28 protein-coding genes, 5 tRNA genes and 1 riboswitch are annotated in these 24,545 nt (G+C 47.0%); of the genes, 13 read left to right on the forward strand and 20 right to left on the reverse strand.

What is annotated here, in order from left to right; all coding sequences use genetic code 11:
• Positions 1-122: 122 nt before the first annotated feature.
• Complete coding sequence (gene pdxK, locus AB432_RS20245; protein ID WP_048033819.1) at positions 123-950, forward strand: pyridoxine/pyridoxal/pyridoxamine kinase; 828 nt, start codon at positions 123-125, stop codon at positions 948-950.
• Positions 951-1,020: 70 nt separating this feature from the next.
• On the opposite strand, the gene rarD is transcribed toward pdxK, so the two are convergent.
• Positions 1,021-1,929, reverse strand: coding sequence for an EamA family transporter RarD (rarD, locus tag AB432_RS20250; protein WP_048033820.1), 909 nt, complete (start codon positions 1,927-1,929; stop codon positions 1,021-1,023).
• 288 nt (positions 1,930-2,217) lie between these two features.
• Here rarD and AB432_RS20255 point away from each other — a divergent pair, with 288 nt between their 5' ends.
• The 3 genes from AB432_RS20255 to AB432_RS20265 all read left to right on the forward strand — a co-directional run bounded on the left by AB432_RS20255 (position 2,218) and on the right by AB432_RS20265 (position 4,105).
• Positions 2,218-3,126 (forward strand): EamA family transporter, encoded by a 909-nt coding sequence (locus AB432_RS20255; RefSeq protein WP_048033821.1) that lies wholly within the window; start codon positions 2,218-2,220, stop codon positions 3,124-3,126.
• Between the two features lie 149 nt (positions 3,127-3,275).
• Positions 3,276-3,740, forward strand: a complete 465-nt coding sequence (locus AB432_RS20260) for a DinB family protein (protein ID WP_048033822.1) — start codon at positions 3,276-3,278, stop codon at positions 3,738-3,740.
• Positions 3,737-4,105, forward strand: coding sequence for a glyoxalase superfamily protein (locus AB432_RS20265; RefSeq protein ID WP_048033823.1), 369 nt, complete (start codon positions 3,737-3,739; stop codon positions 4,103-4,105). Before AB432_RS20260 ends, AB432_RS20265 begins: the two co-directional genes overlap by 4 nt.
• A gap of 79 nt (positions 4,106-4,184) precedes the next feature.
• Here AB432_RS20265 and AB432_RS20270 read toward each other — a convergent pair.
• The 5 genes from AB432_RS20270 to AB432_RS20290 form a co-directional block, all read right to left on the reverse strand.
• Positions 4,185-4,260, reverse strand: a tRNA-His gene (locus AB432_RS20270).
• Positions 4,261-4,277: 17 nt separating this feature from the next.
• A tRNA-Leu gene (locus AB432_RS20275) sits at positions 4,278-4,364 on the reverse strand.
• 9 nt (positions 4,365-4,373) lie between these two features.
• A tRNA-Val gene (locus AB432_RS20280) sits at positions 4,374-4,449 on the reverse strand.
• Positions 4,450-4,509: 60 nt separating this feature from the next.
• Positions 4,510-4,583 (reverse strand) — tRNA-Glu (locus AB432_RS20285).
• A gap of 8 nt (positions 4,584-4,591) precedes the next feature.
• A tRNA-Ser gene (locus tag AB432_RS20290) sits at positions 4,592-4,684 on the reverse strand.
• 274 nt (positions 4,685-4,958) lie between these two features.
• Here AB432_RS20290 and AB432_RS31425 point away from each other — a divergent pair.
• A complete protein-coding gene (locus AB432_RS31425) occupies positions 4,959-5,102 on the forward strand; it encodes a hypothetical protein (RefSeq protein ID WP_327375588.1) in 144 nt (47 codons plus the stop codon).
• A gap of 467 nt (positions 5,103-5,569) precedes the next feature.
• Here AB432_RS31425 and thiM read toward each other — a convergent pair whose 3' ends face one another.
• From thiM to AB432_RS20315, 3 genes are all read right to left on the reverse strand, one after another.
• Complete coding sequence (gene thiM, locus AB432_RS20305; RefSeq protein ID WP_048033825.1) at positions 5,570-6,379, reverse strand: hydroxyethylthiazole kinase; 810 nt, start codon at positions 6,377-6,379, stop codon at positions 5,570-5,572.
• A complete protein-coding gene (locus tag AB432_RS20310; protein WP_235617509.1) occupies positions 6,345-6,887 on the reverse strand; it encodes a hypothetical protein in 543 nt (180 codons plus the stop codon). The genes thiM and AB432_RS20310 overlap by 35 nt, the downstream gene beginning before the upstream one ends.
• 282 nt (positions 6,888-7,169) lie before the next feature.
• Positions 7,170-8,606: an RtcB family protein gene (locus AB432_RS20315; protein ID WP_048035893.1), complete on the reverse strand. Its 1,437-nt coding sequence runs from the start codon at positions 8,604-8,606 to the stop codon at positions 7,170-7,172.
• Between the two features lie 183 nt (positions 8,607-8,789).
• On the opposite strand from AB432_RS20315, the gene AB432_RS20320 reads away from it, so the two are divergent.
• From AB432_RS20320 to AB432_RS20330, 3 genes are all read left to right on the forward strand, one after another.
• Positions 8,790-10,085, forward strand: a complete 1,296-nt coding sequence (locus tag AB432_RS20320) for a helix-turn-helix transcriptional regulator (protein ID WP_048033827.1) — start codon at positions 8,790-8,792, stop codon at positions 10,083-10,085.
• Positions 10,072-10,881, forward strand: a complete 810-nt coding sequence (locus AB432_RS20325; protein ID WP_048033828.1) for a WYL domain-containing protein — start codon at positions 10,072-10,074, stop codon at positions 10,879-10,881. Before AB432_RS20320 ends, AB432_RS20325 begins: the two co-directional genes overlap by 14 nt.
• Positions 10,882-10,983: 102 nt before the next feature.
• A complete protein-coding gene (locus AB432_RS20330; protein WP_048033829.1) occupies positions 10,984-12,090 on the forward strand; it encodes an N-acetylmuramoyl-L-alanine amidase family protein in 1,107 nt (368 codons plus the stop codon).
• Here the strand turns inward: AB432_RS20330 and AB432_RS20335 are convergent.
• From AB432_RS20335 to AB432_RS20365, 7 genes are all read right to left on the reverse strand, one after another.
• Positions 12,075-12,596 (reverse strand): hypothetical protein, encoded by a 522-nt coding sequence (locus tag AB432_RS20335; protein WP_235617510.1) that lies wholly within the window; start codon positions 12,594-12,596, stop codon positions 12,075-12,077. The two genes, AB432_RS20330 and AB432_RS20335, sit on opposite strands and share 16 nt — an antisense overlap.
• Before the next feature lie 125 nt (positions 12,597-12,721).
• Entirely contained in the window at positions 12,722-13,378 is a 657-nt protein-coding gene (locus AB432_RS20340; RefSeq protein ID WP_048033831.1) for a YitT family protein, read from the reverse strand.
• Positions 13,379-13,656: 278 nt separating this feature from the next.
• Positions 13,657-14,223 (reverse strand): bifunctional adenosylcobinamide kinase/adenosylcobinamide-phosphate guanylyltransferase, encoded by a 567-nt coding sequence (cobU, locus tag AB432_RS20345; protein ID WP_048033832.1) that lies wholly within the window; start codon positions 14,221-14,223, stop codon positions 13,657-13,659.
• A gap of 24 nt (positions 14,224-14,247) precedes the next feature.
• Positions 14,248-15,024, reverse strand: coding sequence for a heme ABC transporter ATP-binding protein (locus AB432_RS20350; RefSeq protein ID WP_048033833.1), 777 nt, complete (start codon positions 15,022-15,024; stop codon positions 14,248-14,250).
• Positions 15,025-15,032: 8 nt separating this feature from the next.
• Positions 15,033-16,070 (reverse strand): FecCD family ABC transporter permease, encoded by a 1,038-nt coding sequence (locus AB432_RS20355; RefSeq protein WP_048033834.1) that lies wholly within the window; start codon positions 16,068-16,070, stop codon positions 15,033-15,035.
• 1 nt (position 16,071) lies between these two features.
• Entirely contained in the window at positions 16,072-17,067 is a 996-nt protein-coding gene (locus tag AB432_RS20360; protein ID WP_048035894.1) for an ABC transporter substrate-binding protein, read from the reverse strand.
• A 155-nt stretch (positions 17,068-17,222) separates the two neighbouring features.
• Positions 17,223-17,373: riboswitch (cobalamin riboswitch) on the reverse strand.
• A gap of 151 nt (positions 17,374-17,524) precedes the next feature.
• Positions 17,525-18,469, reverse strand: a complete 945-nt coding sequence (locus AB432_RS20365; protein WP_048033835.1) for an MBL fold metallo-hydrolase — start codon at positions 18,467-18,469, stop codon at positions 17,525-17,527.
• Positions 18,470-18,637: 168 nt separating this feature from the next.
• On the opposite strand from AB432_RS20365, the gene AB432_RS20370 reads away from it, so the two are divergent.
• Positions 18,638-19,216, forward strand: coding sequence for a pyridoxamine 5'-phosphate oxidase family protein (locus AB432_RS20370; RefSeq protein ID WP_048033836.1), 579 nt, complete (start codon positions 18,638-18,640; stop codon positions 19,214-19,216).
• A 50-nt stretch (positions 19,217-19,266) separates the two neighbouring features.
• On the opposite strand, the gene AB432_RS20375 is transcribed toward AB432_RS20370, so the two are convergent.
• The gene (locus AB432_RS20375) at positions 19,267-20,025 is read right to left on the reverse strand and encodes a MerR family transcriptional regulator (protein WP_048033837.1); all 759 of its coding nucleotides are present in this window, start codon (positions 20,023-20,025) and stop codon (positions 19,267-19,269) included.
• 137 nt (positions 20,026-20,162) lie between these two features.
• On the opposite strand from AB432_RS20375, the gene AB432_RS30860 reads away from it, so the two are divergent.
• Positions 20,163-20,333: a hypothetical protein gene (locus tag AB432_RS30860; protein WP_173628942.1), complete on the forward strand. Its 171-nt coding sequence runs from the start codon at positions 20,163-20,165 to the stop codon at positions 20,331-20,333.
• Positions 20,334-20,384: 51 nt separating this feature from the next.
• On the opposite strand, the gene AB432_RS20380 is transcribed toward AB432_RS30860, so the two are convergent.
• Positions 20,385-21,317 carry a manganese-dependent inorganic pyrophosphatase gene (locus AB432_RS20380; protein WP_048033838.1) on the reverse strand — a complete coding sequence of 311 codons (933 nt, stop codon included), beginning with the start codon at positions 21,315-21,317 and terminating at the stop codon, positions 20,385-20,387.
• 143 nt (positions 21,318-21,460) lie between these two features.
• On the opposite strand from AB432_RS20380, the gene AB432_RS31340 reads away from it, so the two are divergent.
• Entirely contained in the window at positions 21,461-21,595 is a 135-nt protein-coding gene (locus tag AB432_RS31340) for a metallophosphoesterase (protein ID WP_268811841.1), read from the forward strand.
• A 103-nt stretch (positions 21,596-21,698) separates the two neighbouring features.
• Complete coding sequence (locus AB432_RS31150) at positions 21,699-22,115, forward strand: metallophosphoesterase family protein (protein WP_235617511.1); 417 nt, start codon at positions 21,699-21,701, stop codon at positions 22,113-22,115.
• A gap of 30 nt (positions 22,116-22,145) precedes the next feature.
• Here AB432_RS31150 and AB432_RS20390 read toward each other — a convergent pair whose 3' ends face one another.
• Positions 22,146-22,742: a PepSY domain-containing protein gene (locus tag AB432_RS20390; RefSeq protein WP_048033839.1), complete on the reverse strand. Its 597-nt coding sequence runs from the start codon at positions 22,740-22,742 to the stop codon at positions 22,146-22,148.
• 443 nt (positions 22,743-23,185) lie between these two features.
• Between AB432_RS20390 and AB432_RS31345 the strand changes: the two genes are divergently transcribed.
• Complete coding sequence (locus AB432_RS31345; RefSeq protein WP_268811842.1) at positions 23,186-23,308, forward strand: hypothetical protein; 123 nt, start codon at positions 23,186-23,188, stop codon at positions 23,306-23,308.
• A gap of 195 nt (positions 23,309-23,503) precedes the next feature.
• On the opposite strand, the gene AB432_RS20395 is transcribed toward AB432_RS31345, so the two are convergent.
• Positions 23,504-24,505 (reverse strand): ABC transporter substrate-binding protein, encoded by a 1,002-nt coding sequence (locus AB432_RS20395; protein ID WP_048033840.1) that lies wholly within the window; start codon positions 24,503-24,505, stop codon positions 23,504-23,506.
• Positions 24,506-24,545 lie beyond the last annotated feature (40 nt).

The raw sequence follows: 24,545 nt of genomic DNA on the forward strand, positions 1-24,545 counted from the left end.
ATTTTGGGGATATTATTGACAGCACCGATTTCTTCCTCTTTAATATAGAGAGAGGCATTACAGTGCATGACAGTATAGATCCGCTTCGATAGTGCAGCGGTATACAAAGGGAGATAATCACAATGACCATGAAGAAAGCACTCACCATTGCAGGTTCCGACACCAGCGGCGGAGCTGGTCAGCAAGCAGACCTCAAAACGTTTCAGGAGCTTGGTGTTTTCGGGATGACCGCCCTCACCGTTATCGTAGCCCAAGATCCACATAACGAATGGTTTCACGAAGTGTTTCCGATCGATGTTGCGATCCTGGAAAAACAAATCGAAACCGTACTCGCAGGAATTGGCGTAGATGCTGTAAAAACAGGGATGCTCGGAACCACTGAACTGGTTGACCTCGCTACCCGTAAAATAAAACAATACGATTTGAAAAATGTTGTCGTTGACCCTGTGATGATCTGTAAGGGTGCAGATGAAGCACTCCATCCAGAAATTGCAGTCAGCCTGCGTGAAGTCTTGCTCCCGCATGCAACAGTTGCGACTCCTAACCTGTTCGAAGCTGGTATTCTCAGCAAAATGGGCGCGCTGAAAAGTGTCGATGACATGAAGGAAGCGGCAAAACGCATTCACGACTTCGGCACCTCTTACGTCGTTGTAAAAGGCGGCAGCAAGCTTCAAAGCGGCAATGCCGTAGATGTTTTCTATGACGGAAAAACGATCGAGGTATTGGAATCAGAACGCTTTGAAACGAGCTTTACTCATGGTGCTGGTTGCACGTTTTCGGCTGCAATCTGTGCCGAATTGGCAAAAGGAAGCTCTGTACACAACGCTGTAGCGGTTGCCAAAGACTTTATTACCGAAGCGATTCGCCACTCGTTTGCTCTCAATAAATATGTAGGACCTACTAATCACGGTGCGTACCGCATGAAAAAGCACGGCGAAGCGATTTGCTAATTACGTCCTTGTAAACAAAAACTCCTGACCGTATCCGAGTCTTCCTCGGCAGGTCAGGAGTTTTCTTATTTCACGCTTGTTTTTTGAGAGCGACTTCAGGATTGATTGGAGCAGCTTTTCGTTTCATGCGAACGGAAGACACCGTAAATACGATGAGCGCAGACCAGATGAATCCAAAGCTGATGAGATGTGTTTGGGTGAAAGGCTCTCCAAACAAGAAAACAGCTGATAGGAGCGATATCGTCGGCGCCAAGTATTGAATGAAGCCCACAACGGAAAGTGGGAGTCTAGTCGTTGCTTGGGCGAACCAGTAGAGCGGCATGGCAGTAGCTACCCCCGCCAACGTCAGCAATAGAAGTTGCCACCATGCCAAGGATGTCATCGTATCCGTCCCATTGACCTGTAGCATCAGCAGATAGCCGAAAGCAATAGGGGCCACAAACAGCGTCTCCCACGCTAGTCCAATCATCGCCTCCATCCGGACGAGCTTTTTCGCCAAGCTGTAAAAAGCAAAGGTCAGGGCAAGTGATAGAGAGACCCATGGAATCTCACCGTACTGGAAGGTGATGAACATGACTCCGAAAGCCGCAAGTATAAGCGCGAGCCATTGCCCAGCATGCATTTTTTCTTTTAAGAAAATGACTCCGAGCAGTACGGTGATGAGAGGATTCATGTAATAGCCAAGACTCGTTTGCATGACTTGATCGTTATTTACTGCCCATATAAAAATGAGCCAGTTTGCGCTGATTAGCAGTGAACATATCGCTAATGCTCCGAACATTTTAAAACCAGTAACCGCTCGCCACATACTGCGCCAGCGTTTCGTTACCTGAATAATGATTGCGACAAAAATAATCGACCAGACGATTCGATGAGCGAGTATCTCCCATGCCCCCATTGCCTGAAACAGCTTCCAATAGAGCGGGAGTAACCCCCAAGCCAAATACGCCACAATTGCGTAAATAATCCCCTGTCTCATCCTTGCTCCTCCATGTGTTTCGCCTTCTCTTTCTCTATAGACAACTTTTTGAACTTCTTCTCTATGGAGTAGTGTAACGGAAATACAAAAAAACAGCTATGTATTCTCACGAAGAATAAGGTGTTCCCTACACTTTCATCCGTTACCATATTACCAATGCATGCAGCTAGCTAATTACCTTAGTAGCACAATAAAGAGTGGACAAAAATTTTATTGTACCACTTTTATACCTGTAGTACAATAGTCATTATTCTTCCGAGTTTAGTCATACGAAAGGAACTTTTACTTATGACATACTGGCGATCTATCTTTTTAGTTTTACTCGGTGCGTGCAGCTACGGTGTACTCTCGATCTTCATGAAGCATGCTTTTCAACTCGGCTTTACTCCATTTGAAATGAGCGGAAGCCAATTGATTTTTGGCGGCCTGATCATGACGGTCATGGCTATCTTTTTCTCCAAGCAACGGTTTTCGTTCAAGTATTTGTTGCTTTTGGCACCAGCCAGCCTCATGATGGCCTCAACCAGTCTTTTTTACCATCAGGCTGTTAGCCGGGTCTCTGCTTCGCTCGCCATCGTTCTCCTCTTTCAGTTTACTTGGATCGGCGTCTTGCTGGAGGCAATTATGGATCGCAAATGGCCGACCGCTGAAAAATGGGTGTCTCTGGTTATGCTTGGTGCAGGGACGGTTCTTGCAAGCGGACTTGGCGAAAGCGGCATTCAGAGTGTAGACATGGTCGGACTGATCTTCGGTCTGATGTCAGGCGCGACCTTTGCCTTGGTTATTTTTTTCAGCGGACGAATTCTCCCTGGAATGGACCCATACTTGCGAAGCGCGATTTCGATTAGCATGGCTGCCCTGATGCTCTCGATCGTTTATCCACCGACTTTCCTGGTAAATGGTCAGCTTCTTCAAGGTTTGCTTCCGCTCGGTCTTTTGGTTGCAATCTTCGGTTCGGTCATCCCGATCTTCTGTTTGGCTGTTGGTGTGCCGCGGATCGGAAATGGACTGGCTACCATTTTAAGTGCAGTCGAGCTGCCTACAGTTGTGCTCTTGTCGAGTTTCGTGCTTCAAGAGACTGTCTCTCTCCCTCAATGGGGTGGCGTATTCATGATCCTGGCTGCCATTTGTGTACCGCAAGTAAGATGGCGGAAACTATTCTCCCCTTCTCACGCCCTCGAGCAGGAAAGAATGTAGCGCCGTTTCCCATACACAGCATACTAAAAAGCGTGCAGATGAGCTGGTTCTGCACGCTTTTTTGTTCGTACACCCCTTCTTACTAGAAGGAAGTAGCTTATCTGACTCGAATCTATTTCCTAAGACTGCCACTCAAAAGGGGGAAATGTATGGAAAAGCGGCACAGGGTGCTATTCCAGCAGCTAGAGGATTATCGACAGGAGACGTTAAAAGCAATCGCTGGTTTGACGGATGAAGATGCGAACATCATTCCCGATGGTTTTTCCAACAATATCTTGTGGAATCTAGGGCACATCTATCTCGATCAGTATTTATGGATCGCTCACCTTACAAAAGAAACGATCCCAATCCCCCCTGGCTTCAACGAATGGTTCAACTTCGGGACAAAACCTGCTGACTGGGATACACCACCACCGAATCTTGAAGTGCTCGTCACGTTATTACAAGAACAACCTCAGAAGATCCAAGCTGCTTACAAGGATCGATTAGAAGAAGAATTTCCCGCAACGGAATCCGGCATGCATACGATTGCACAAGTGCTTGTCCGAACGATTTTTCACGAAGGGGTGCACCTCGCCTCCCTCAATACAATCAGGAGGTTTCTTGGCAAATGAATCAGATCATAACACCTATTTTTCGCATGTTTGACGTTGAGAAGGCAAGAGAGTTTTATGTGGAGTTTCTAGGGTTTCAGATTGATTGGGAGCATCGTTACGAGGATCACTTTCCTTTATACATGCAAATTTCCTCACCATCATGCACGCTTCATCTGTCTGAGCATCACGGGGATGCTTGTCCTGGCTCAGCGATTCGGGTACAGGTAGAGAACATTGAGCTTTTTCATCAGTCACTGTTGCGTCAAGGATACATGTACGCTCGTCCCGGTCTAGAAGAGACGCCGTGGGGAACGCTTGAAGTGAGCGTGACCGATCCTTTTGGCAATCGCCTTCATTTTTATCAGCCTGTTGATCATACGTAGACGGATACTAAGAAAGCCCAGCCGGAGTTCCTTTACAGGAGCCACCGCTGGGCTATTTCATTTTACATTTAAACATATATGGGGCGATCGATGGGACTTGAACCCACGAGTGCCGGAGCCACAATCCGGTGCGTTAACCCCTTCGCCACGACCGCCATATATAGGGTTTGCTTGGTGCGGTCGAGAGGACTTGAACCTCCACGGTGTTGCCACCACTAGAACCTGAATCTAGCGCGTCTGCCAATTCCGCCACGACCGCATATAAAAATGGTGGAGGCTGACGGGATCGAACCGCCGACCCTCTGCTTGTAAGGCAGATGCTCTCCCAGCTGAGCTAAGCCTCCCTACCCCAAACAAGTTGTTGGGGCCCCGCAAAGCAATTGCTTGACTATGCGGGATATAAGTGACCCGTAGGGGATTCGAACCCCTGTATGACAGCGTGAAAGGCTGCTGTGTTAAACCGCTTCACCAACGGGCCAGGTATGATGGCGGATGGAGTGGGATTTGAACCCACGAGACGGTTCGACACCGCCTACACGATTTCCAATCGTGCTCCTTCGGCCGCTCGGACATCCATCCATCAAGCCTGTAAGCGTTCGCTTCGGCAAGAATTAATCTATCATATTCACAACATGATTTCAAGTGATATTTTGAAAGTTTTCCCCTTGGTTGACCTCCGTGCCATTCATATCAGGCGATTATCTATCGAAACGAAAAAAGGGAGATTGCCTAAAGCAACATCACTTCCTGTTCAATATGATACAAGTAGTATCCCTTTACAAAACGGAGTGATGCCAGTTGTCAAAAAGAAAACGCCGTTCAGTAGGCTTCCCCTGTTTGTACGGAAACTGGTGTGGGCCTGGATGCTCCGGGCCGGGTGCGCCAATTGATGACGTCGACAGATGTTGCAAGAGGCATGATGATTGCTATCAAAAGCATGGCTATTTTTCTTGTCATTGCGATCAGGAGCTCGTACGCTGCCTTCGAAATAAAGTAAATAACTCAACAGAAAAAGGGAGAATGGCCGGTCTCATCTCGAATTTTTTCTCTCGAACAGGATGCTTTCCCAGCAATCCCCGCTAGTTTTTTCTGAATCATTTTCCTTGTCAGTTTTCATCCCAAAAACGGTAACAACTTGGACATGAATCAGACATAATTCCCTTGTTTTTCCTTGTATTTTTTTGGTACTCTATTGAATGTCCAAGGAGGGTACGCAGCGTGGAATTGCACATACGAACAGACGCCAGTGTGGCGCTGACGTTAAAGAGAGAAATTATTTGTCATGGTATTTCCCGTTTTTATGTCCGTCCATACGATGATGATCAAGTAGAATTTATATTCCTAGCACTATCAGAGCACCAGAAGAAGCTGCTGTCCTATTCATTACGAAATTACAGCTACTCTCTAACATATCTAGCTTAATCTTCTACGGCCATTTTTCTCCCCTTTTTTAAAGGGGAATTTTTATTGTTTTTTTTCGATGTACCCAAAAAGGCGAACATCCTCTGGGGTCAAGTTATGCAACGCATTCAAAAATTCGACTTGGAAACTGCCTGGCCCTACTCCTGCTGCTTTCTCTGCTGCCAGCTGCGCAGCAACACCGTAGCATACCAATGCTGCAGCTCCGGCGATCAGCTTGTCATTTGCAATGGCTGCAAACGCTCCCATAACAGATGTTAACAAGCAGCCAGTTCCGGTCACCTTCGTTAAGATTGGATGACCATTATGGATCGAGTATGTTGTTTCTCCATCCGAAACCACATCGACCTTGCCCGTAATCGCAACGATTGTCCCAAGCTTTCTCGCTGCTTCTTTCGCTAGGTCCGCGACATCTCCTCCCGCTTTCTTCGCATCTACCCCTTTAATTTCCCAGCGCTCCCCGATGACATTGGCAATCTCGGCAGCATTTCCTCTTATGAGGGTTAGGTCGAGTTCCTGCGCAAGATGTTGACTTGTCTCGGTTCGGTACAATGTTGCTCCCGCTCCCACTGGATCAAACAAAACAGGCACGCCATGCTGATTCGCCGATTTTCCTGCGATCAGCATCGCTTCGATCTCATGCTCGTTCAATGTCCCTATATTCAATACAAGAGCTCCGGCGATCTTTGCCATGTCTGCCACCTCTTGTTTGGCGTACGCCATGACAGGTGATGCACCAAGAGCTAACAAGCCGTTCGCTGTAAAGTTCGTGACAACTACGTTCGTCATGTTATGTACAAGAGGATTTTCCTCGCGCACTTTAATTAGCAATTGTCCGATTGTCTCCAGAATCATGATCGTTACCCCTTTCCTCTTGAACGGCGACTCGTGGAATCATCTTGTACACCTCGATGACATCCCCTAATATAGAATGCTCTTGCATGACGCCAATGATGATATACGAATGTTTTATGATGGGTAATTCGCGCATGTCAGCTACAATTTTCCACACTTTCCCATCATCATCCGTCACACTAGCACTGAAGGAGACTCTTCCCGCCCCTTCTTTCAAGATGTCCACGGCATCCACAACTCCACATATTTTCATCCGATCATCTGGATGCATGATCCGGTTTTCCTCGACCCATTTTAGCTTCATTTCTTCTACTTTTAATGTTTTCCATCGATCAAGGAACTCCCAGTCTTTGGAATGCGGAAATATATGCTTCGTTTGCTCAAGGAAGGTGTTGTACTCTCCGTGCAGTTGATCTACATAATCATCTACATCCTCAGAAATCACGCGAATCGAATCTTCCCCGCATGTACGGATGTGGTGGGCCAGGTATTTGAAGGACTCGATCATGTCAAAGTTCCCCCAACCCCAGGCCTGTTCGCCGAAAACTCCCCCCCGGGTTCGGCATTTTAGGCAGGTGAAGTAATAGTATGTAGGCATATCTGTTCCCCTATCTCCCCTATTTTGTCTCTCTTTTGGTATCGGTTGAGGAAGCGAAGCAATTTATGTTACATTCGAACCTATTTTTTGAAACTTCTCACGCAATTTGTTCACAATTTAACTTGTAGTATTTAGTGTAAGTTAAATCACAAAAGGTGGCTCCCCCCAAATTTATCGGGAAGCCACTCTTCATTATACTCCTTTTATGGCAATAAGAGGGTTACATTTTGCGACGACAGATGCAAGATTTGCACCTACAACCGAATCGATGATTTGATCCACATCTTTATAGGCTTGCGGGCATTCATCAAGGATGGAAGCGAGCGAACGATGATTCACCATGATCTCATCTTCCTGTCCCACGCGCATCGCCTGCTCGAATTGATCGATGGTCACAAGCTCCTTCGTTGCTTTGCGGGAACGAACACGCCCTGCACCATGACAGATCGAATAAAAGTTTTTGGCACCTGCGTCCGATCCGACCATAATATAGGACGATGTTCCCATAGAACCTGGGATCAAGGCTGGGTGTCCCGTTTCACGGTAAGCTTTCGGATTTTGGAAATGGCCTGCTGGCAATGCCTTCGTCGCTCCTTTGCGGTGGACGAGCATCGGTGTGTTGCGATGGAATTCTTTCAAGGCGTAATTATGCATCAAATCATACAGGACTGGCGTACGCATCTCGCTACCGAAAACGTCCCGGAACGCCTGCTCCACTGAAAATCCGATCATATGCCGATTTGTTACCGCAAAGTTCAGCGCGGAATACATCAAATTCAAATACTGTTGTCCTTCCTCGCTTTGGATCGGAGCATATACCAGGCTCGGCTCAGGATTATGAATCCCCCATTTGTACATAGCTTCCTTGAAGCTTTTCGTGTAATCCCGCCCTAGCATAGCCCCCCACGCTCGCGAACCGGAATGAATCATGATGACGACCTGACCGTCGAACAGTCCCCACGCTTTCGCAATCTCCCTGTTCTCCTCCGCGATGTCGATATGCTGGATTTCAATAAAGTGGTTACCGCCCCCCAATGTTCCCAACTGGCCCCACGCACGACTCCAGGATTTTTGCGGTATTTGCTCCAGGAAGGAATGGTCGAATTCAAATGTGTACTTTTCGACATGCGAGAAAGAACGACGTAAAGTGTCAGGCGCTTCTTCTGTATCCGGAATGTAGTTGCCAGGCAGTCCTTGTAAGCCATGCTTCACCACTTCCTCCAAGCGAATATCTGTAAAATGCGTATTTCCCCGTTCGTTTGTCGGGACGTACGCTTCGATCGCTTCGATCAATGCACGTTTTAGGCTCTTGTCTTTAAGGTCGTCTCGATGCAACGGAGTCAGATGCACACGCATGCCACATCCAATGTCTGATCCAACGATGGAGGGCGAGACAAATCCATCGGCAAGATTCCAAACCGCTGTCGTCCCAATACAGGTCCCAACACCCACATGTGCATCAGGGGTGTACGAAAAATAAACATTTCGCGGAATACGCAAATTATTGTCTGCCATTTGATATACGCGTTCACCGAAGCTCGCAAATACTTCGTCATTTGCAAAAACGTGCACATCTCCATGCTCCAGTTTCACTTCACGATGGTTGTTTCCATGCAAAATTGTTTTCATCATCCATTTCTCCTGTCTCTCACAGCCTGCGCTGTTTTTCATACTCTTATTTTCCATCTGCGCATGTGGTTTGAACATGGTAAAAGTATTACGAACCTCTTTTTATCATTGACTTCTCTTCAGCCTCTTCGTAATATGAGGACTAATTTGGAAATAAATGACGAATGAATAAGGATGAATGTAATGGCACGCGAAAGCTTTGACAAAGAGCTGCAATTGCTCCGTCTCCTGTTTTTGACCGCTGGTGCCTACAATCGGCAGCAGTTAGCCGAGCGGCTCGGAATCTCCGTTCATACCCTTGATAAAACGATAAAAAAGCTGAAGGACATCCAATCGACCTTTTATCAGCATGTCGGCGATGAGGAGAAAAAAGAGTATTACGCACAGCTTCGTTACAACTATTTTGAGGTGACGGACAATTTCTTGATGTTTTTGTACCATGCAAAATCATTGAAGGATTCGGAGGTAGAGCGACTGTCTCACATCTTGGAAAAGCTCAGACACCAGCCTCTCTCCATTAAAGATTTGCTGGATACGTTTGTGGATACAGAACCCGATGAAAAAACGATTCGCCAGGATATGAAATACCTGGAGGAAGTTGGCGTGATAAAAAATGTGAGTGAGGTCAGACCGTACGTTTATCAGTTCGACGGTGAGCTACTGGACTCGTTGACGGACGACGAGCTATTGGACCTGTATGATTTCACCGACTTCATGGCTAATACACAGCTACCGGCCGTCCCTGGTTATCTCTTGCAAGAAAAAGTGAAGCGTTATCTCAAATATCGCTTGAAGCTAACCGATGCATCTGCGTTTTTATACAAGTATCATTTCGTCTCACGTATTCTCGATGAATATCAAGCTTTGCTTCTCACAGAAGCCATTCGTCAGCGAAAAATCGTTGAATTTCACTACTACACGCCCAAACGCCGAAAGTTTTATGATTCCCAAAATACGAATCCGGCTTTCCAACGGGATACATCCGGGCGCCATCAAAAAGTGATTCCACTCCGGGTTATTTTTGATCATCAATACGGCAGATGGTACTTGCTGGCACAAGGATGTGGCAATGGTCCGCTCCGCAAATACCGTGTGGAGGGTATGACCAAGCTCGTAACAGGCAAATCCGTTACGCCGGAAATCTTCTCTTCCTTGCAAGCGAGTGCGGATGAGCGCATTACCCATAGTTGGCTGATTGATACCGGAAAACTCGTAACCGTACGCCTTCGCTTTTTCCAGCCTCGGGACACGCCTCATTCCTTTATCAAAGAGCGAGTGGAGGCACAGGGGCAATGGGGGATTGTGACAGAAGAATCACGGGAAAGCTTTGTGTACGAAATAAACGTGAACAGCACGATGGAAATTACACCGTGGATACGCAGCTTCGGTTCAAGCGTCGAAGTTCTTGAACCGCTGTTTCTTCGCAAACAATTCCAAAAAGAATGGGAGGAGCTGCTCGCCTACTATGAATCTGTTTGATAAGATACATAATTACCAGCTAGTGACACGTCTCGATGAAGCAGGTGTTTATCCGGTAACCTCACACGAAAAAGCTTGGCTGGCCCTGATGCTGGCAAATCCGTCTGCGGCAGAAATTTTCGAGCCCGCTACACTCGCTAAGCTCCACCGTTTGACACAAATACCAGAAAGTGAATCGACCGAACAAGAACGATTCGTGGAAAAGGCGCAAACGCAGGCCAAGCAGCTCTGGAGTCCGCTCGTGCGCCCCCTGCGGCGAATTATTCTCGGCAAAAATCACATAAAAATAACCGCAGCCACGAACAAAGGCCCGGTTTTTCGCAATCAACGAGGAGTTCCCTACAAGCTGGAATATTCACTTGCCAAGAAGGCCTGGTACCTGATCTGGCTGAACATGTCTTCCAATCGCCTGATCACGACTCCGCTACATCTCATTCGCTCCGTCGATGAGCTTTACATAGAAGATGTATGGTATGAAAGTTTTTTACCGACTATTTCGGAGCAGATCCAACAGCGCAAGCAGATGGCAAAAATTATGATCATCCGTCGTTACAACGCTGAGCTCCAGCGCATATTGTACGCCTTTTCCTGCTTTGACAAAGAGGTCGCTTTTGATTCAGAATCGCTGGTATATACGATCACCCTGCACTATCTATCCGACGAGCAGGAGTTTATTTTATCCCGCATTCGTTTTCTCGGCCTTCGTGTAAAAGTAGTAGAAAACGATCAACTCAAACAGCGCATGGCAGAGTCGGCAACGAACGCCTTGGCAAGATATACCGAAACTCCACTTTGATTGTCCCAAAAAATCAGGAAATCATACCCTATTCGATTTCCTGCATTTCCCTTATCATAGTTCAGGTGAGCTAGTAGCTAATCCAAGTCAGAGGTAGAAATGATGAAAACAACATGTAAAAAAGCGTCTCTCATATGTGGACTATGGTTTAGTCTGTCATGGCCGTTTATTACGGAGCCGGCGCAAGCAGCAAGTGTCATCCAGGCAAAAGTGGTCGCAACCTCTCTGAACGTTCGCAGTGAACCAGCCCCCAATGCATCTGTTGTCGCGACCGTGCCGTATGGAGTGGTCGTGACGATTACCGATGAAGCATACGGTTGGGCAAAAATTAGATACAATCAAAAGGTAGGCTGGGTTGCGGGGTATTACTTGCAAAAAGGAGCGGTATCGAGTACGGGTTCAGCAACTTCACCAGCCAATACAGCCACTGTCAAAAGCAAGCAAGGCACGGTTATGGCCGATTCGCTCCGAATGCGAAAAGGACCAAGCACGAGCCATGAGATTATCCTTTCGCTGCCCAGAGGAACCCGTGTAGATATTTTGAAAAAGCAAGGAGACTGGATCCAAGCGAGAACTTCCAATGGACAAACAGGCTGGGTGTCTGCGACGTATATTGGCGATGCCAAGGCCAACGCTCCGGTGTCCAAAAGCTCCAAAACGCCAGGCTTAAAAGGAAAAGTCATCGTGATTGACCCGGGACATGGTGGTTCTGATATCGGGACACAAGGAACGAAGTGGAATAGCATGGAAAAAACGTTGAATTATAAAACGTCCATGCTGCTCGCCAGCAAACTGCGCCAACGGGGTGCGCAAGTCTTCATGACGAGGACAAGTGACACACAAAAGCCTTCGCTAGCGCAGCGTGTCGCTTTTAGCGAATCAAAGAGGGCGGATGCCTTCCTTAGCATCCATTACAATTCTTCTGTGAAGCCAAATAGCGGTACCCTCACGTTTTATTATTCGCAAGACAAGGATGAGCCGTTAGCTCGAGCGATTGAGTCTCGCTTGGCAGGGGGCATCGGTTTAAGAAGCAACGGCATTTCTTTTGGCAATTATCACGTCCTCCGCGAAAACGATGATCCGTCCGTCTTAATTGAGCTTGGCTTTCTATCGAATCCAAAGGATGAAGGCATCGTCCGTACATCGTCCTATCAGGACAAAGCTGCACAGGCGATTACGGAAGCTCTAGCAGATTACTTCGGTCGATAATCGTACGGCTGGACGTTGTAGGAGAACAGCTTCCGCTCGAATTTCCCTTTGGCACCAATGATCTGATACCAGGTCTCTCCGATCAACAAGTCGGTTGCGAAATCTTTCTCCAGCAGATTGGTGATTGTCTCCATGACTGCTTTTTCATTGTCTTTTTGGATTTTCAACGACAAGGCCAGGACGAAATACGCCTGGTCTTCTTCCATTTCCAGCAAATGCAGACGGGCTGTACCACGGCGTTTGGCGTTGAAACCATCAATCACATTCGACAGACCCTTTTTTGCCTGCACTTTATACTTTGTCGCTTCCCTCCAAGAGGAAATAACCGCATCGTACAACGAAAACGTCAGGATGAAATGGCTGGCGTAATCCTTCGGCTCAAAAGGCTCCGGTCCCATTTGCTTCTCATCCGCTGGTATGACAACGAATGCTTTGTAGTTGCTAAAAAACGGATCGCTCATGGCAGGTCCTTTCCATCGATAGTATCTGTGTTGGTTAGTATCCACTAGGAAAGCAGGATATTATGTACAAAAACGGTCATAAACGTTCAAAAGGCCAAGTCGACATGAAAACCGACTTGGCCTTTTGCTTGCTTTTGTATAGGCATGTTTTTCAACTAAATATCTACACATTACCGGTGGGTCATCGAGACGCTTCCATGCCCGTGCTCCTCTTCCATGACATCCATTCCTGCACCATGATTAACGGTCCAGGTGATGACTTGGCTAGAAATGACAACGGCCAAAATGGTATACATCATCTCTTTCATCGGTACAAACCAGAACGACATGCAAAGCACAATGACGTCCAGTAAAAGAAAGACCGTACCAATGGACAATCCCGTGTACTTACTGATCAACAGAGAGAAAATATCGTCTCCACCTGTCGCAGCTCCATAGCGCAGAACCAATCCGGTACCCAGCCCGGTCAATACACCGGACAGGACAGACGCCAGCGGCATCATTCTGCTCATATCCATGACAATCGGTGAAAATCGTTCAAACAAATCGTAAAACATGGTAAAAGCAAGTGATGCAAAGATCGTGTCCCAAATGAACTGGCGGCCTCTTACTAACCAGGCAACCAAAAACAATGGAATATCCAGTAAAAGCATCACCATCGCTGGCGACAAGTCAAAGGCGTATTTCGCCAATAACCCCAAGCCAACAAACCCACCTTCAGACAAATGGTTCTGAAAGTTAATGTGATAATACGCAAAAGCAAGTAAACAAGCTCCAAACAAAATCATACTGTAACGCTTAGATAACTGCAGCGCTCTCCTCATCATGGTTTCCTCGCATTTTTGTCGGTTTAGGCACAGACGACCAACCGACTACCGAGGAACATCGAAAGTATAAGTCGCTACTCATACAAAGGGCCTCGCTTTCGTAGTAGATTAGTCGTCTTCAGTGACGATCGACTACTACGAAGCTAGATGTAGGAGAGGTCAAAACGTTTCCAGATCGTCCTATGGGGACGCATGGTATCCTGATCCCTTCCATGGCTTTTCTTGTATTATATCATAAAAAAGGTGAAAAGACGACTCGAAACCGTCTTTTCACCGCGTTAAAATTGGAAAGCTTGTCCTTTTAGCTCTACAGGAATCCCTGCTGTGACAAGAAAAACTTGATCGGCAACCGCTGCCACGCGTTGATTCATCAAGCCCGCCAAATCACGGAACATACGTCCCAACGGATGTTGCGGGACGAGTCCGTCGCCTACTTCGTTTGTCACCAGCAAGACCGTACCTGGGTAGTCTTTTAACTTGTTTACCAGTACATCAACCTGCTGGAGCACTTGCTCAAACGTCTGCTCCTCTCCATCATGCAGCAACCAATTAGACACCCAAAGAATCAAGCAATCAATCAGAATCACTGTCTGTTGTTCTTGTATGTCCACTTGCGCTGCGAGCTTCTCGAGCCACTCTGTCAATGCGTACGGCTCCTCGATCGTTTGCCAAGGAAAGTTGGACTGCAAGCGGCGGTCTCGGTGGTGCAAGATCCGCTCTTCCATTTCCTCATCAGTGCTTTGTGCAGTCGCGATGTAAACACCCGAGGAGCCCAAATGTGCCGCGTATTTTTCGGCAAACGTGCTTTTTCCACTGCGTGCCCCACCTGTAATGAGTACGATCATGCTTCTGTCTCCTTACACAACCTCTTATACTTGCGATTGCAAAATAATTTGCGGCAAATGATGAACAGGATGTTCCATGACAATCGGTCTGGTTCCGTATACAGCCTCGATTCTGTCACTTTGCAAGATGTCTTTGGGTGCGCCGACGCTTATCTGCTTTCCTTTATGCAGCATCAAAATACGATCGCAGTATAAGGAAGCCAGATTCAGATCGTGCAGCACAGCAACGACTGTCACCTGCGTGGTCTTTTGCCATTTTCGCACAATGTCCATGAGTTGAATCTGGTACCCGATATCGAGGTAAGTCGTGGGTTCATCGAGCAACAGTACCTGGGGTCTTTGGATTAATGCCTTCCCCAAAGCTACGCGCTGCTTTTCCCCACCACTCAACTGATCCAGTGTGCGCTCTTCCAAATGTTCAAGACCGAGCATCTGCACGATTTCATTAATGAGCGATGCGACATCCTGCTTCTCTTCCCCCAGCCAATTTTGGTAAGGAAAGCGCCCCATCTCCAACACCTCTCGGACACGAAAGCCGACTGGCGGCAGACCCTCTTGCTCCAAAACAGCCAGTATTTTGGCAAGCTCTTTTCGTGGATAGGAATGAAGCTTTTTCTCTTGAAGCAAAATGTCTCCTGCATCTGGCTTGATGACACCTGAAATGATTTTTAGCAGAGTGGATTTACCGCTTCCATTGGGCCCGATGATGCCAAAAAATTCTCCCTTGTCCACGCAAAAATCGATGCCGTGCAAAACTGGCGTATCCTGATACGATTTTTGCAAGTTGCGCACATTGATCATCGCTTACGTTACCTCTTCCTAAAGCGTTTATTTTGCTTCAATAAATAGGCGAAAAACGGTGCTCCCAAAAATGCTGTCACGACGCCGAGCGGGATTTCCGTTGGACTTAACAGCATTCTGGCAAGCGTGTCGGCCCACAATACGTAAATACCACCGAAGATCGCAGCCATGGGCAGTAAAATACGATGGTCAGGACCAACCAGCAATCGGACGAGATGCGGTACCACCAGGCCAACGAATCCGATAATTCCCGCGATAGAAACTGCCGCTGCGGTCAGGAAAGTCGAGACGACCAGAACCACGAGCTTCGTTCGATCCACATGGACGCCGAGATGCGCTGCCTGCCGCTCCCCTAACGCAAATAGGTTCAAGGAACGCGCATAGCTCACAAGCACCATTCCACCTATGACCAAGTACGGAATCAAGACAGATGTAAAGGCCCAGCCGCGAAATGACAGGCTGCCCATAAGCCAGAACACGATCTCATTCACCGTCTGGTCAGATAGCGACACCATAAAGGAAACGAGCGAGCCGAGAAAAGCCTGCACCACGACACCAGACAAAATCAAGGTCTCGGTTTGCAGCTTTCCTTGCGTTTTCGCGAGTCCAAGTACGATCCATAAACTGAGCAGTCCTGTAAGAAAAGCGACGACAGGCGTGCTCCATGCACCCAAAAAGCTGATTTGCAAACCAAAAAGGATCAAGAAGGCTGCTCCGACAGCAGAACCGGATGCCACGCCCATCGTAAACGGATCAGCGAGCGGATTGCGCAAAACGCCCTGAAAGCCCGCTCCTGCAAGTGACAAGCAGGCCCCAATTAAGACAGCCAATACAACGCGTGGAAAACGAACCTTCATGACAATTTGCTCAGAAGACTCTGGCCACGTTACGCTGATCCACTCAGACAAGCCCGGGATTTGATGAAGCAGGATGAGCCATACTTGCGAAATGGGGAGTTGGGCCGCCCCCATCGAGATGCTGATAACTATTGATGCCAGAAGAACGAAACAGCTTACTCCTCCCCATATGAACAATCGTTTCTTCATTTTATTTCACCAGGTCAGGGTAAATCGTCTTGGCTACTTCGATCAACCCTTGTGTAATACGTGGACCAGGACGGGACAAAATATTTTGGTCCATGCCAAAGATTTGTTTTTCACGGATCGCCTTCATTTTATCCCAGCCATTGCGATTCGCGATCAGATCCTCCAGCTTGACGCCAGACTTTTCATCGGTAATTCCGCTTGCATACAAAATGACATCCGGGTCGTTTTGCAAAATCTTTTCTTCACTGATCGGATTCCATCCTTCGGTGTCGGAAGCAATGTTTGTCGCCCCAGCCAGCGTGATGAGTTCGTCCATGAATTCGCCTTTTCCGACTGTCCAGCCCGGGGAAAATTCCAGGTATACCTTTTTCTTCTCTTCCGGTTTTACATTTTTCACTGCTTCTTGAACGTACGCGATGTCTTTCTTCATTTGCGCGACGACTTTTTCGGCTTGTTCCTGTGTATTCGTGATAACTCCCATCGCCAAAACATTGTTAAGGATATCATCCATCTTTGTCGGATGGCTAATATAGACTGGCATCCCGAGAGATTTGAGCTTGTCAGCCACTGGCTTCTCCATCGAAATTCCACCAACGATCATATCCGGCGTTTGAGCGAGAATAGCTTCTTCGTTTGGTTTGACGACCCCGCCAACTTTTGGCTTTGCCTTCGCCGCATCTGGATAATCATCATAGTCTGAGACAGCTACGATCCGATCTTCCAAGCCTAGTGCGAACAAAATCTCAGTCTCGGCAGGTGATGTTGAGACAATTCGCTCAGGAGCTTTTGCAAAGGTTACTTCTTTTCCTGCCGCATCCGTGACTGTCAATGGATACGTTGTTTGTTTTGCAGACTGCTCGGCCGCATTCTCTTGCGGTGCTGGCTGCGGTGCGTTTGTTTGTCCTCCTGGTGCTGGCTGGCTGTTATCGTTACCCGCACAACCTGCAAGGCTCGCCGCAACTAGCAGGGGGATCATGAATCGCAATGAACGTTTCATATGTAGAACTTCCTTTCTGCATGTCAAATCGACTGTTATTTCCAATAAAAAAGCGACCCTTGCTTCCATTCGGAAATCAAAAGGGTCGGCACCTTTGGGCAAACAGACAGGATGGTCTGCTTCCTGAAATAGGCCGATCCTTTCCGCGAAGGCAACAGGCACGAAAACAAACAGGCAGGTCTCCTGGCTTACGGCTGAGGAACGAGCCGATTTACAGTGGCGGGACCGCGTCGGATTTTCACCGACTTCCCTTTTCACCCGATCTTTTTGTTAGAAAGACGAGGCACCTATTTGCTGTTACGTTTGAAATTGTCACAGTTCATGACTCATCCTACATCATAGCATTCCTTGGATGAAAAAAGAATGACAAACACATAAGGCAGTACTTTCTTGCCTGCTAAAAATGAAAAATGCCTGAACAAAAGGTTCAGGCAAATGTAAAGCTTTTGGCAGGCTATTACCCTCGTTTGTGCAAATAATCCAGAATGCCCATGGAGCATACTTGCAAATCGAGCTTGAGTACCTCGAAAACTTCGTGGTCCTCATTAATGCCTTGTGACTGTAGATGATCCGAGACTCGTTCAACTAACTTACGAGACAGCTCGTCATAAGTTTGACCAGCAGCAAGCGTTGATTCTCCTTCCGCCACAAATACTGGGAGCCACTCACGAATTTGGCGGTACACGTCGTCTACCTGCTCTGACATCCCAAAATGACCAAAGTAAATCCGACTCAACTTGCTCGCTTCAAAACGGCTTAAAGACGCTAACATGGCATCCGGGTCAAACTGATTCGGCGAAGTAGATGGCAGCACGAGGTGAATACCATCCTTTTTAAGCTGTGGATAGAGTACACCTGCGGTATCACCTGTGAACATGCCGCGGCTTACGGGATCGTAGATGCTGAAGTGATGATTGGCGTGACCTGGGGAATCCAGAAACTCCAATGTGCAATTCCCTCCGATCTTGAGTGTATCTCCGTCCCCGCGAATCAAAATCCGCTCCTCGAAAACTGCCTCAATCGGATCAAACAATCGATCAAAATCATCATGATACACGGCTCTCGCGCCTGCGATCAGTCGGCTCGGATCTATGAGATGACGTGCACCTTTCGGGTGGACAACGACCTTTGCATTCGGACAATCCTTCAGAAACAGTCCTACTCCTCCTGCATGATCCAGGTGAATGTGCGTCACGATGATGTATTTTACTTGTTCCGGCGTATAACCGAGCTTGGCGAGACCAGCCTTGATGTATGGGACAGAGGGGCTTGGCCCTGTTTCTACCAATGTAAGCTCCTCTTCCGCAATCACATACGTCCCCGTACGTTCCGCCCAGCCCATATCGAAACCGTCTATTAAATGGATGCGTTCCCCTAAGTCGATTGGCTGTGATGATTGCATGTAAATACTCCTCCTTTTCAAAAAGTCTCGAGATGCCATTTTGTTGTAGGAATATTTACACTTTACCATCTATTTTGGACGCATTGGAGATAAACAACACAAAATCTTCATATTTTTATCGTATGATGAGGGCAGCAAAAACAATTCCATTATCTGGAGGGGTGCAAAATGGGTCAGCTTTTTTCTGAGTTACGACCTGAGCATGAGAAGTTTATCAAGAAGCAACGGATGTTCTTTGTTGCCTCTGCTCCTATGGACAAAGATGGTCACGTGAATCTTTCACCGAAAGGATACGATTCTTTTCGCATAATATCCCCTAATGAGGTCGCCTATTTGGACCTGACTGGAAGTGGAAACGAAACCAGTGCACATCTACAGGAAAATGGCAGGATTACGATCATGTTCTGTGCATTTGAAGGCCCCCCTCTCATCATGCGCCTATTCGGCAAAGGAACGGTTATTCTTCCAGATACACCTCGGTGGGATGAGCTCGTAAATGATTTCCCGCTTCTGCCTGGTGCTCGTCAAATCATTACCGTAAACATACAGGAAGTAAAGACTTCTTGCGGCTGGGCTATCCCCTTCTATTCCTATTCAAAAGAACGCGAAACCCTTCAGAAATGGACTTTGGCTAAAGACGAGCAGGAGCTGCTTGATTATCAAAAGGAATACAACGTAGTAAGCATGGATGGATTGCCAACACCCTTGGGACAAAAGCTTTTTCCCGCAGCAGGTGGGGATAACTAAGCGTAAAACGCAAAGAAGCTGCCTTGCTCGCAGCTTCTTTTTTTGAAACCTCACTTGCTGGTATAAATGGCCACTGCATCGCGGAGAAACTCGGCAACACCTGGCTGCTCCTTGTCATAGTAAGCGGTAAAGCGCGGGTCATCAACATACATCTGGGCCACCCCTGCGTGCGCTTCCTTACTGTAGCTGTCCCAATAAAAGCTCAGCCATTGACGGTGCAGATCAGCCGCTTTTTGCGACAATTCATGAGCAGGATCACCTGTCGAAAAAGCCTGCGCCAACGTTTCATGCAGCTCTGCGTTCAATTTCTCCAGCGCGGCATACTGTTCTTCTGTCATGCCTTTGACCTTCTGATTCGATTTTTCGATTTGGTCATTTCCGTATTTTGCTCGAATTTCTGCCCCGTACTTATCTTCATTCTCATCAATCATTTTTTGCTTGAAGCCTTCAAATTTTTGTTTGTCACTCATCGTTTTGGTCCCCTCTCTTTGTGCTAATGTCAAATCGACATTGGCGATTAACGCATCCAATTGCGCTCGCCTTTCCAGGAGCTTCTCGCGGTGCTCCCGCAGTGCCCGTTCAGCATCAAAGGTTGGTGAATCCAGGATCTCCTTGATCTCCTCCAAGCTCACACCCAGCTCGCGGTAAAAAAGGATTTGCTGCAATCGATCAACCTCTTGCTGTCCGTAAATGCGATACCCTGACGAATTGATTCTCGCCGGCTTGAGAAGATCAATTTCATCGTAGTATCGGAGCGTCCGGGTGCTGACACCCGCCAGGAGTCCTAGCTTTTGCACTGTATATTCCATGTTCATTCCTCCTGACAAAATGATCGTACACATTTACGGACCGTCAATGTCAAACACATTTTCACAAAAAAAATTGGCGTTACTTCATTTTCATAATTTGTTAAAATATAGAGAAAGCCATACAAGGAGGGACTGCGATGCTCTATATCATCGGCTTCATTGTAGCCTTACTCGGTGCCGGGTGGGGGTTAACAGGGTTGCTTAGTCTCAAAGCGAGAGACAAACATGCCATCACCCATTACAGTGACGATGCTTATAACCAGCAAACCTTGTTCCAGATGCACAACAACCCTACCCAAGGAATGTAAACATTGAAAAAGGCTGCCCGCAACATGCGCATGGGCAGCCTTTCATATTTTTTACAGGGCTTGGAATGTATCAGTCAATACTGGCACGATTTGCTTCTTACGGGAGACAACGCCCTTCAGAACAGCTTTGTTGTCCACCAATGTTACTTGGTACGCTTTTTCTACTGCTTGCGTTGCGCTGCCGAGAGCGATGGCAACAGAATCGTTATTCAAGATATCGGTTACAACGAACACGAACAAGTCCAAACCTTTTTCAGCGATGTTTGCATTCATAGCCGCTTCCAATTCGCCTTGGCGTGCAAGTACATCATTTACATCCACTGCATTTACTTGTGCGATTTCTACCTTCGCATTGCCCATTTGGAACTCTTTTGCATCCAATGTGAGCAGTTGTGCGATTGTTTTGTCGCTCAGGTCTGCCCCCGCTTTGAGCATGTCCAGACCGTATGCTTCCAGATTGACACCTGCGATTTCAGCCAGCTCATGCGCAGCAGCTACATCTTGCTCCGTGCAAGTTGGAGATTTCAACAGCAGCGTATCCGAAATGATAGCAGAAAGCATTAAGCCCGCCATCTCTTTTGGAATGTCTACGCCGTTTTCTTTGTACATTTTCTTCAAAATAGTAGTCGTGCATCCAACCGGCTCGGCACGGAAGTAGAGCGGATTGCTCGTCTCAAAGTTCGCAACACGGTGATGGTCGATCACTTCTACCACTTGCACTTGTTCAATGTCATTCGCGCTTTGTTGGCGCTCGTTGTGGTCTACAAGGATGACTTCATTTACTTCATTCGCCACTGTTTCTACGAGGCGCGGCTCTTTTACTTGGAAGTAATTCAGCACAAATGCTGTTTCGCTGCTGATTACACCCAGGCGTACAGGCTCTACATTCGCGCCCAGTTTTGTTTTCAAGTCAGCGTACACAAGTGCTGAACAAATGGAATCTGTGTCTGGATTTTTATGACCGAAGATTAATTTTTTTTCCATCATCCATACTCCTTAATCGTAATTTGGCGTCAAAATTATACCATAACTTAGAGGATATGCCCAAGATACATTATAGGTTCAAACTCGATCGTTGGAAATAAGGTTTTGAAGATCATTCGGAAAAAAATGGGAGGGGAAGTGAAATGAGAGTGGCTGCTTTGTATGACATTCACGGGAATGTACCTGCCCTACATGCAACATTGGCAGAACTCGAAGTTGTGAAGCCTGATCTTATTGTCATCGGAGGAGATATCGTCTCAGGCCCGATGCCCGTCTAAACACTTGAAATGCTCTTCCAACTGGATACACCTGTGCAATTCATCCGTGGTAATGGCGATCGTGAAGTCTCACTTTTGACGGCGAGGCTCTGGCCTTAGAGATGTGCTATTCTGCCACGCCATTCCCACCAATGATGAAGATATTTTCACTCCCCTTACATCGGATGCAGTCGTTGCCACTTACTTTGAGGGGACACAGCAACGAACGGTCATCTGTGGCCATACACATGTCCAATTTGAACGTCATCTTGGCGATCCGCGTATTCTCAATGCTGGGAGTGTGGGCATGCCGTTTGCAGACAAACCAGGGGCATACTGGTTACTTCTTGATGGTGACCGCTATGAGCATCGCTTTACACCCTATGACAACGTAGAGGCTGCTGCAAAACAAATCGCTTCCACGAACTATCCGCAAGCTCAGCAATTTGCCGAAGAGAATGTCCGAAAAATACCTACAGCTCAAGAAGCGATGGAATTTTTAGAAGCCATCGCACAAAAAAACCGACCCTCTAATTCGTAAAGGGTCGGCTGAGAAAGATAGCGGAATCGATTAATCGTCCCAGTCTACATCCAGTACAGCGCCTGTCGTAGCGGAAATCTCCAGATCTACTTCCTGTCCTTTGGCCGTTTTCACTTCCACTTCATACACATAGTAGTTATCGTCTTCATCCAGCTTGATGGATTTGATGTTGCCGCTCACTTTAGCCAAAGCGATTTTTTTCGCTTGCTCTACACTAATTTTCACTTGTTGTTTGTTCCACTGATCGTCGTTGTCGTCGTCATGATCATCGTCGTCATCGTGGTCAACTGTTTGCCACACATCCCCAGTCATTGCATCGAGGTACACGTCAATCTCTTGATGCTTGTTTTTGATCTCTGCTTTGTATACGAGGAAACCGTCCTCTTCATCCAGCTTCCATTCGGTAATGATACCAGACTGTGTATCCCGAACTTTTTTCAGTGCTTTTTCAGGCGTGATGCGCACGAGCTTCGCCCAGTTGTGTTTCACATCATCGTCGATTTGCAGGTACACGGTAGAAGTGTTCTTTTGCGGTACGCTGTAATATTGGTTGCTATGTGCAAAGGCTGTTACGCTGAGACTCCCTACAATCAGTGCTCCTACCATGGTCATGACTACTTTTTTCATATGATCTCGCTCCTTTTTTTCACTGGTTTTGTTTGATCTCCTTTATCATAAAAAGGACAGATGAAGGGAAAAAAAGAGAGAGATTAGAAATTGATGAGAAAATAGAGGAGACCTTTCACAGAATTCATGATTGCCGGTGAGCCTCAGCGATTAACGAAAAGAGCGAGTGCTTTCTACTGGCAAAAATGATCCATTCCGGCTGTAAATCGACGCAAATGCAACATCCGCGCTTTTGCGTGCTTCCCGCTTTTATCCGTATAATGAAAGCAATCGAGAGGACAACAGCCGACTCGATGACATACGAAAGAGAGCGTGAATGGCAGTGTAATACATATCGTTTCTAACTACTTTCTATTTTTTCTTACATGAGAAGGAGAAACGATTTTTCCGTGGAATCACCACTTTTGAAAAACATCTTTTTTTGAATCTATTTTCTCGTCACCATGCAAACGGTCGTCATGTCCGTTATGACCTTGGAAGTGAAAAACCCAGCACGGATCCAATTGGCAACACAAGCAACCCAAGCTATCTCTTATGTCTATACGGAATCCGGCAATCGAAAATAAACAAAAGCACTCTACTAATCTTGTAGAGTGCTTCTTATATGTTTACGATTAACCACTCTGGTGAAAAAGCAGGGACAGCAGGATACGAAAAATGGAAGTACGTCCTTACGATGCACAATGGGAAACATTGTTTAAAGACGAGGCGCTGTTGTTATGTAAAAGGGAAAGAATCTCTGAATGAGCAGTCGTAAATTTCTATTTTCCGAGATTGTTCTTGATGGCTTCCAATCCCGCGATTTCTCCCAGAAAGAACGTATCACCCGCGAGTGTATCCATCGTGTAAACATGGTTGTTTTTCACTGCTTTGATGTTTTTCCAGACAGGATGATCCTTCCAGATATGAATCAACCCTTCCGGCTCCTCTGCTTTTGCCGAACGGCGGTTCTCAGCAATAAAGATATGATCGGGAGCAAGCTCACTCAACGCCTCGATTCCGATACGTCCCCCGATCTTGCCATCCTCGGGCAATCCTGCTATCGGTGTTAGTCCCACTTCCTCATAGTAAATCGGGAAATTTTTGGGATGCATTACTGTAAAATCCTTACCATTGGAAACGAGGAATAGCACCGTTTCTCCTTTATGCTTGTCTGCTGCTACTTTTGCTTCGTTCTTCAGCTTATCAAAATCGGCCAAAACTTGCTTCGCCTTTTCTTCTTTCCCAATAACTTCAGCTATTTTCATGAGGCGGGTGGGTGCATCCACTGAGAAATCAATGACGATGGAATCAGCCATTTTGTTGAATTCCTCAAATCTGGAGCCTTTTCCGGTGCTTGTCATGACAATAACCTCTGGGTCCATCTCCAACAAAGTCTCCAAATTCGTTTTTCCACCCAGATCCTTCACCGTTTTACCCTCGGCATACTTCGCAAAAATTCGTGACTTACTTTTCGTCGACTCAAAACCTTCCGATACAATCGGAGCAAAATCTAGCACGAGGAAGTAATCTGTTCCCATGATATCGACAGAGGCGACACGCTCCGGCTTTTTCTCCAGTGTGACTTCTCCCATCGCATGCTTGATGGTTCGAGGAAAGACAGGCTCCCCTGTCCCTTTTGTATCGGGTTGTGATGCTCCTGCCTCAACCGTTTGCGTTTTATTGGTAGCGTTTGTATCTGTAGTCGCCTGTCCTGCTCCGCACCCCGCCACGACAGCTGTGGCTAAGATTACGGACAGAATGCCTGATAATTTCTTTTTCATATCGATTGAACTCCTTTTTCCTTCTCCTGATTTCAAACGT

The organism is Brevibacillus brevis (assembly GCF_001039275.2).
In the GTDB taxonomy this organism is placed as follows: domain Bacteria; phylum Bacillota; class Bacilli; order Brevibacillales; family Brevibacillaceae; genus Brevibacillus; species Brevibacillus brevis_C.

Excerpts from the sequence above, each read along its gene's own strand:
- pdxK (WP_048033819.1), top strand. The coding sequence starts at position 123 with ATGACCATGAAGAAAGCACTCACCATTGCAGGTTCCGACACCAGCGGC.
- rarD (WP_048033820.1), bottom strand. The coding sequence starts at position 1,929 with ATGAGACAGGGGATTATTTACGCAATTGTGGCGTATTTGGCTTGGGGG.
- AB432_RS20255 (WP_048033821.1), top strand. The coding sequence starts at position 2,218 with ATGACATACTGGCGATCTATCTTTTTAGTTTTACTCGGTGCGTGCAGC.
- AB432_RS20260 (WP_048033822.1), top strand. The coding sequence starts at position 3,276 with ATGGAAAAGCGGCACAGGGTGCTATTCCAGCAGCTAGAGGATTATCGA.
- AB432_RS20265 (WP_048033823.1), top strand. The coding sequence starts at position 3,737 with ATGAATCAGATCATAACACCTATTTTTCGCATGTTTGACGTTGAGAAG.
- thiM (WP_048033825.1), bottom strand. The coding sequence starts at position 6,379 with ATGATTCTGGAGACAATCGGACAATTGCTAATTAAAGTGCGCGAGGAA.
- AB432_RS20310 (WP_235617509.1), bottom strand. The coding sequence starts at position 6,887 with ATGATCGAGTCCTTCAAATACCTGGCCCACCACATCCGTACATGCGGG.
- AB432_RS20315 (WP_048035893.1), bottom strand. The coding sequence starts at position 8,606 with ATGAAAACAATTTTGCATGGAAACAACCATCGTGAAGTGAAACTGGAG.
- AB432_RS20320 (WP_048033827.1), top strand. The coding sequence starts at position 8,790 with ATGGCACGCGAAAGCTTTGACAAAGAGCTGCAATTGCTCCGTCTCCTG.
- AB432_RS20325 (WP_048033828.1), top strand. The coding sequence starts at position 10,072 with ATGAATCTGTTTGATAAGATACATAATTACCAGCTAGTGACACGTCTC.
- AB432_RS20330 (WP_048033829.1), top strand. The coding sequence starts at position 10,984 with ATGAAAACAACATGTAAAAAAGCGTCTCTCATATGTGGACTATGGTTT.
- AB432_RS20340 (WP_048033831.1), bottom strand. The coding sequence starts at position 13,378 with ATGATGAGGAGAGCGCTGCAGTTATCTAAGCGTTACAGTATGATTTTG.
- cobU (WP_048033832.1), bottom strand. The coding sequence starts at position 14,223 with ATGATCGTACTCATTACAGGTGGGGCACGCAGTGGAAAAAGCACGTTT.
- AB432_RS20350 (WP_048033833.1), bottom strand. The coding sequence starts at position 15,024 with ATGATCAATGTGCGCAACTTGCAAAAATCGTATCAGGATACGCCAGTT.
- AB432_RS20355 (WP_048033834.1), bottom strand. The coding sequence starts at position 16,070 with ATGAAGAAACGATTGTTCATATGGGGAGGAGTAAGCTGTTTCGTTCTT.
- AB432_RS20360 (WP_048035894.1), bottom strand. The coding sequence starts at position 17,067 with ATGAAACGTTCATTGCGATTCATGATCCCCCTGCTAGTTGCGGCGAGC.
- AB432_RS20365 (WP_048033835.1), bottom strand. The coding sequence starts at position 18,469 with ATGCAATCATCACAGCCAATCGACTTAGGGGAACGCATCCATTTAATA.
- AB432_RS20370 (WP_048033836.1), top strand. The coding sequence starts at position 18,638 with ATGGGTCAGCTTTTTTCTGAGTTACGACCTGAGCATGAGAAGTTTATC.
- AB432_RS20375 (WP_048033837.1), bottom strand. The coding sequence starts at position 20,025 with ATGGAATATACAGTGCAAAAGCTAGGACTCCTGGCGGGTGTCAGCACC.
- AB432_RS30860 (WP_173628942.1), top strand. The coding sequence starts at position 20,163 with ATGCTCTATATCATCGGCTTCATTGTAGCCTTACTCGGTGCCGGGTGG.
- AB432_RS20380 (WP_048033838.1), bottom strand. The coding sequence starts at position 21,317 with ATGGAAAAAAAATTAATCTTCGGTCATAAAAATCCAGACACAGATTCC.
- AB432_RS31340 (WP_268811841.1), top strand. The coding sequence starts at position 21,461 with ATGAGAGTGGCTGCTTTGTATGACATTCACGGGAATGTACCTGCCCTA.
- AB432_RS20390 (WP_048033839.1), bottom strand. The coding sequence starts at position 22,742 with ATGAAAAAAGTAGTCATGACCATGGTAGGAGCACTGATTGTAGGGAGT.
- AB432_RS31345 (WP_268811842.1), top strand. The coding sequence starts at position 23,186 with ATGCAAACGGTCGTCATGTCCGTTATGACCTTGGAAGTGAAAAACCCA.
- AB432_RS20395 (WP_048033840.1), bottom strand. The coding sequence starts at position 24,505 with ATGAAAAAGAAATTATCAGGCATTCTGTCCGTAATCTTAGCCACAGCT.